Genomic DNA, 6,201 nt, shown 5'->3' with positions numbered 1-6,201 from the left:
GGCCAGCGCCGCCGTGACCGCGTCGGGCTCGTTCAGGTCGAGCACGACCGTCGACGGCACCGTCAGCCCGCGCGCCGCCAGTGCCGCGCGGAACGCGGCCTCGCGCAGGCGCCGCGAGCTGACGCGCTCGAACGGCTGCACGACGAAATGGATCGCGTCGAAACCGTGTTCGACCAGGTGTGCGAGTGCCGTCTCGATCGCGTCGCCGTTGTCGAGGCCGATCAGGTCGGCCTCGAAGCCTTCGACCGTCCGGTCGACGAGCACGGCCGGGATGCCGGCCCCGCGCAGCGGGCGCAGCACGTCCTCGTCGGCGCCGAGCGCGTTGACGATCAGCCCTTCGACGCGGTAGGTCGTGAGCAGTTGCAGGAAGCGGCGCTCCATCTCGACTTCGTTTGCCGCGTGACAGATCAGCGGCATATAGCCGAGCGCGTGGCACGCGGCCTCGACGCCCTGCAGCACTTCGACGGTATAGGGATTGGTCAGGTCGGCCGCGAGCATGCCGAGCAGCCGGTTGCGGCCGCGCTTGAGCCCGCGCGCCATCTGGTTCGGCCGGTAGTTGAGCCGTGCGATTGCCGTTTCGATCCGCTGGCGCAGATCGGTGGACAGCACGTGCGTCTCGCCGTTCAGGTAGCGCGACACGCTGGTTTTGCCCGTGCCGGCTTCGCGCGCGACATCGCTGATCGTCGCCGGACGCGTCGTGGTTGGTTGCGAATCGGTCACTGTCGTGCCTCGCGACGTACGATCCGCGCCGCTTCGTGAGCAGACGGACCTTTGTTGTTGGAAACGTAAGCCACCCGGTGGAATCTCCTGTCGGTCAGCGTTAGCGCTTCAGCGCTTACGCTGACCCCATGCCTCGCGGTCGATACACGTTAGCGCTTTAGCGCTTACGTGGATCCCATGCTTCGCGGTCGGTCAGCGTTGGCGCTTTAGCTTACGCTGATCGGCGCCGGCGCGTCGGCACCCGCCCCGGTCACCTGCAAAAGCAGTCGGCCGCACCGGATGGCGCGGATACCCGTCGCGGAACGCCACCGGCAGCGTTGCCGGCATCGTCGACGCGACGCGCGGGCGATCATAACGCAGCCAGCCCTCCGGCACCAAGATCATCGCCTCTAACGGCGCCGGCGTCACCCCGGCCGGACGAATATGGCGGATCAGACCTGCGCGAGCGCATCCGGATTGACGAGATTCGTGCGCAGCGTGCCGGCCAGCGCGCCGACGAGGTTTTCCGCGGCGCAGCGCGCCATCGCGTGGCGCGTCTCGTGCGTCGCCGAGCCGATATGCGGCAGCGCGACGACATTCTTCATCTGCAGCAGCGGCGAATCCGCCGGCAGCGGCTCCTTCTCGAACACATCGAGCCCCGCGCCGCGGATCGTGCCCGCGCGCAGCGCATCGACCAGCGCGGCTTCGTCGACCACCGGCCCGCGTGATGCATTGATCAGGATCGCGCCACGCTTCATCTTCGCGAATTCGGCCGCACCGATCAGGTGGTGCGTTTCCGGCGACAGCGGTACCTGCAGGCACACGAAATCCGATTGCGCGAGCAATTCGTCGAGTGTCACGCGCCGCGCGCCGTACTGCGTCTCGGCTTCCGCATGCGCGGAGCGGTTCGCGTACAGCACCTGCATCCGGAAACCGAGCGCCGCGCGGCGCGCGACCGCGCCGCCGATCCGCCCGAGCCCGACGATGCCGAGCGTCTTGCCCTGCACGTCGGTGCCGTACAGGTCGGCGCCGATACTGTGATGCCAGTTTCCTGCCTTCACCCACTCGGCCAGTTCGACCACGCGTCGCGCGGACGCGAGGATCAGCGAGAACACCGTATCGGCGGTCGACTCGGTCAGTACGTCCGGCGTATGCGCAAGCACGATTCCGCGCCGCGTGAGATCCGCGACGTCGAAGTTGTCGTAGCCGACCGAGATCGTCGACCACGCCTTCAGCCGCGGTGCGCGGTCGAGCATCTGCGGCGTGACCTTCAGGCTCGCGCCGATCGCGCCGTCCGCGTCGCCGAGCGCATCGGCGAGGGCTGCGGCGCCGTCGGCCTGCACGACGTCCGCATGCTCGCGCAGGTACGCGAGGACGTCATCGGGCAGCGGCTTGTACGCGACGATACGGGGCTTCATCTGATTCATTTTCCTTGCAGCGGCGTCGCGAGCGGATGCGCATCGCGCGCCTGGGGTTTGACGGACAGCGTGAGGATCACCGCGGCGACGAGCGCGGCGCTCATGAACGCGTACGACGCGACGGGCGAGCCGGTCGCACCGTTCAGATAGCCGACGAAGTACGAGCCGACGAACGAGCCGAGCGCGCCCATGCTGTTGATCAGCGCCATCGCGCCGCCGGCGACGTTCTTCGGCAGCAGTTCCGGCACGATCGCGAAGAACGGGCCGTACGGCGCGTACATCGCGGCGCCCGCCACGACCAGCAGCGCATACGAGATCCAGAAATGCGACGAGCCGAGTGCGTACGATGCGGCGAACGCAGCCGCGCCGATCAACAGGAACGGCCACACGAAACCGCGGCGCGAACCGACCTTGTCGGACGCCCACGATGCGGCAATCATCGCGATCGTCGCGGCGAGATACGGCAGCGCGGACAGCCAGCCGGTCGCGACCATCCCGAGGTCCGAGCCGTTCTTGACGATCGACGGCAGCCACAGCACGAAGCCATACACGCCGATGCTCCAGCAGAAATACTGTGCACACAGCTTGATCACGGCCGGCGAGCGGAACGCCTCGCCATAGTTGCGCATGGGCTTGATCGCTGCCTGCTCGGCCGCGAGTGCGGCGTCGAGGTCACGCTTTTCCTGCGCGTTGAGCCACGGCGAATCGGCCGGCTTGTCCTGCACGAGGAACCACCAGCACACGGCCCAGATGATGGCCGGCACGCCTTCGGCGATGAACATGTGGCGCCAGCCGAATTCGTGCACGAGATAGCCCGACACGATCGACATCCACAGCACGGTGACCGGGTTGCCGAGGATCAGGAACGTGTTCGCGCGCGAGCGCTCGTTCTTCGTGAACCAGTTGCTGATGTAGATCAGCATCGCCGGCATCACGGCCGCCTCAACAACGCCGAGCACGAAGCGGATCGCCATCAGCGACGGGATGTTGCTGACCACGCCCGTGAGTGCCGCGCAGGCGCCCCACAGGATGAGGCTGACGAACACGAGCTTCTTCACGCTGCGGCGTTCCGCATAGATCGCGCCGGGGATCTGGAAGAAGAAATAGCCGAGGAAGAACAGCGCGCCGATCAGCGACGACAGGCCTTTGCTGATCCCGAGGTCCTGGTTGATGCCGGCCGCGGCCGCGAACCCGTAGTTCGCGCGGTCGAGGTAGGCGAGGCTGTACGTGATGAAGACGATCGGCATGATCGTCCACCAGCGGCGGGCAGCGAGAGTGTTGGCCATCAGAATGTCTCCTGTGTCGACCGGAGTTAGCGCTTTTAGCGCTTACTCCGGTCCCATGCTTCGCGGTCGACCCGAGTTAGTGCTTTAGCACTTACTCAGGTCCCATGCTTCGCGGTCGGCTCAAGTTAGTGCTTTAGCACTTACTTGGACCCCATGCTTCGCGGTCGGCCCAAGTTCGTTCTTTAACACTGACTTGAGCCCCATGCTTCGCAATCGACCCGGACCAACGCTGCAGCGCCCGTCCCGGTCCCGTACCTTGCCGTGCGCATGCACGACGAAATGAGTCCGCGGATTGTGCCGTGTCCGGCCTCTCATTGCGCGGTGAAGGTTTCCTCTAAGCGATCGGCGCGATTGCTGACGTTTTCGAATCGATCGAGCGCGGCACGGGTCGGCAGCCCTTCCGAGTCGCCGATCACCTGGATCGCGAGCGCACCGATCCGGTTGCCGCGCGCCACGGCCTGCTCGATCGTCTTGCCCTCCAGCAGCGCGCTGACCACGCCGACCGCGAAGCCGTCGCCGGCGCCGACCGTGTCGACGACGTTCTGCACGCGCTCGCCCGCCACCGTTCCGTCACGGCCGTCAGCCGTCCGGTAGTACGCGCCTTCGGCACCGAGCTTGATCACGACGCCGCGCGCACCCTGCGCGAGATAGAAGCCCGCGATGTCGGCCGGCGTGTCGTGCCCCGTCAGTTGCCGCCCTTCGGCGACACCCGGCAGCACCCAGTCGGCGAGCGATGCGAGCGCGTTCAGCGTCTTCGCCATCACGTCGGCGGACGGCCACAGCGTCGGGCGCAGGTTCGGGTCGAACGAGATCGTCTTGCCGGCCGCGCGCATTTCGCGTGCGAGCTTGAACGCAAGTTCGCACGACGTCGCGGAGATCGCCGGCGCGACGCCCGTCAGGTGCAGGTGGCCCGCGCCGAGCACGTAGTCGGCCACGTAGTCGTCGCAAGACAGGTGGCTCGCTGCCGAGCCCTTGCGGAAATATTCGACGGTCGGGTCGCTGCCGTCGTCATTGCGCGACTTGAGCTGGAAGCCGGTCGGATAACGCGGATCGACGGTCACGCACGACGCGTCGATGCCCTCGCGCGCCAGCGTGTCGAGCACGTAGCCGCCGAACGAATCGCGGCCGACGCGGCTCATCCAGCCGACCCGGAAGCCGAGCCGCGACAGGCCGATCGCGACGTTCAGGTCGGCGCCCGCGATCCGTTTCGCGAATTGCGCCGCGTGCGCGAGATGGCCGGGCTCGGTCGCGACGAACATCGCCATCGCTTCGCCGTAGGTCACGACATCGAGTGCTGCTTTCATGAATGAACTCTCCAGGATCCTTCCTCCGTCACGCGGTGGCGAGCCACGCGACGCGCCGGCACGCATCGCCCGCCAGGTCGGCCGCGTCGAACGGAAACTCGATGCCGCGCGGCGCCTGCTGCGGCAGCGCCGCGAGCACGCCGGTCACGAGCGGGTCGTTCGGCGCCGGCGCAGCGGCGAAACGGCGCGCGCCCTCGCCCGCGACTGCCTTGCAATGAATGTATTCCACATGCGGCGCGAGCACTTGCGCACAATCAAGCGGCGCTTCGCCCGGCCACTGCCAGTTGCCGATGTCGAACGTCATCCCGAGCGCATCGGGCATGCCCGCCGCGGCCAGTGCATCGAACAGCCCGCGGAACTGCGCGAGCGCGCCGCCCACCGGTAGCTGGCCGTTCTCGACCACCACACGGGCCTGCGCGCCGCGCGACAGCGCGACGATGTCCGCTGCGTGCGCATTGCCGGCGAAGCCGCCGAGCTGGAATTTGACGAAGCGCGCGCCGAGCGCGTCGGCTTCCGCGAGCGCGCTGCGCAACGCGTCCGCATCGAGCGCGCCCGTTTCCGTGTACAGGTTGGCCGGCGTCGAATAGACCGACCACAGCCCGTGGCTGGCCAGTTGCGCACCGAGCGCGGCCAGCGCGCCGGGCGCGGCTTCCTCTTCCGACGCGAACAGTTCGCGCCGCACCTCGAAGCCGGTCGCACCGGATGCTGCCGCGGTCGCGATGAATGCGCTGTGGCCCTCCTGACGCACGCGGTCCATCCCGAATGCGCTCGCCACGATCACGATGTCTGTCATTTTGCCCTTCCATTTCCGGAATGGAACCGGTTCCATTCATATGAGACGGATGGTGCGCCTCGGGCAGGGTCCGCACCATAGTGGAAATCCCTAGGACCTGTTCAGCGCAAGGCAGCCGGCGCCATCACGCTGCGTGGCGGCCGATCTCGTCGAGCCATGCGCCGCACAGGCACCGCACCGCCCAGTCGATGTCGTCGTCGGTCGTCTCCACGCCGATCGACAGCCGCACCGCGCCGGCGACACGCGCGGCGTCCCTTGGGCACGCCGTGCAGCAGCGGGACCAGTGGCAGCACCGGATCGCGCACCAGCGCGCCGACGCCGGGCGGGCCGTAGAACTTGTGTCCCGACAGCGTCAGCATGTCGACACCGAGCGCGCGCACGTCGACCGGCAGCTTGCCGATGCTTTGCGACGCGTCAGTGTGCACCCGCGTGCCGCAGGCGCGGCTGCGCGCGGCGAATACGCCGAGCGGCTGCACGACGCCGGTTTCGTTGTTCGCGTGCGCGAGCGACACGAGCCGCGTGTGCGGCGTCAGGCACGCATCGAATGCGTCGACGCGCAGCGTGCCGTAGTCGTCGACCGGCACGGTCGCGACGTCCCACCCGTGCGTGCGCGTCGTCCGACCACGCGAAGCCGGCGAGCGCCAGGTTGTTCGCTTCGGTCGCGCCGCTCGTGAACACGACCCATTCGGGCGTGACGCCGG

The 6,201-nt window shown here is 67.8% G+C and carries 6 protein-coding genes; all 6 read right to left on the bottom strand.

Annotation, left to right across the window (positions count from 1 at the left end):
• The coding region (locus G3O06_RS45890) for a LacI family DNA-binding transcriptional regulator (RefSeq protein ID WP_205820042.1) at window positions 1-720 on the bottom strand (720 nt) is incomplete at its 3' end.
• Between the two features lie 431 nt (window positions 721-1,151).
• Window positions 1,152-2,117: an NAD(P)-dependent oxidoreductase gene (locus G3O06_RS45885; protein WP_205820041.1), complete on the bottom strand. Its 966-nt coding sequence runs from the start codon at window positions 2,115-2,117 to the stop codon at window positions 1,152-1,154.
• Window positions 2,118-2,122: 5 nt separating this feature from the next.
• Window positions 2,123-3,403 carry an MFS transporter gene (locus G3O06_RS45880; protein ID WP_174916902.1) on the bottom strand — a complete coding sequence of 427 codons (1,281 nt, stop codon included), beginning with the start codon at window positions 3,401-3,403 and terminating at the stop codon, window positions 2,123-2,125.
• 311 nt (window positions 3,404-3,714) lie between these two features.
• Window positions 3,715-4,707, bottom strand: coding sequence for a sugar kinase (locus G3O06_RS45875; RefSeq protein WP_174979888.1), 993 nt, complete (start codon window positions 4,705-4,707; stop codon window positions 3,715-3,717).
• A 28-nt stretch (window positions 4,708-4,735) separates the two neighbouring features.
• Window positions 4,736-5,500, bottom strand: coding sequence for a sugar phosphate isomerase/epimerase (locus G3O06_RS45870; RefSeq protein ID WP_205820040.1), 765 nt, complete (start codon window positions 5,498-5,500; stop codon window positions 4,736-4,738).
• 101 nt (window positions 5,501-5,601) lie between these two features.
• On the bottom strand, window positions 5,602-6,201 hold a 600-nt coding region (locus tag G3O06_RS45865), incomplete at its 5' end, for an aminotransferase class V-fold PLP-dependent enzyme (RefSeq protein WP_205820039.1).

Source organism: Burkholderia sp. Ac-20345, assembly GCF_017104825.1.
In the GTDB taxonomy this organism is placed as follows: domain Bacteria; phylum Pseudomonadota; class Gammaproteobacteria; order Burkholderiales; family Burkholderiaceae; genus Burkholderia; species Burkholderia lata_B.
Note: the sequence above shows the minus strand (reverse complement) of the source record. Positions and strands in the feature narration are given on the sequence as shown.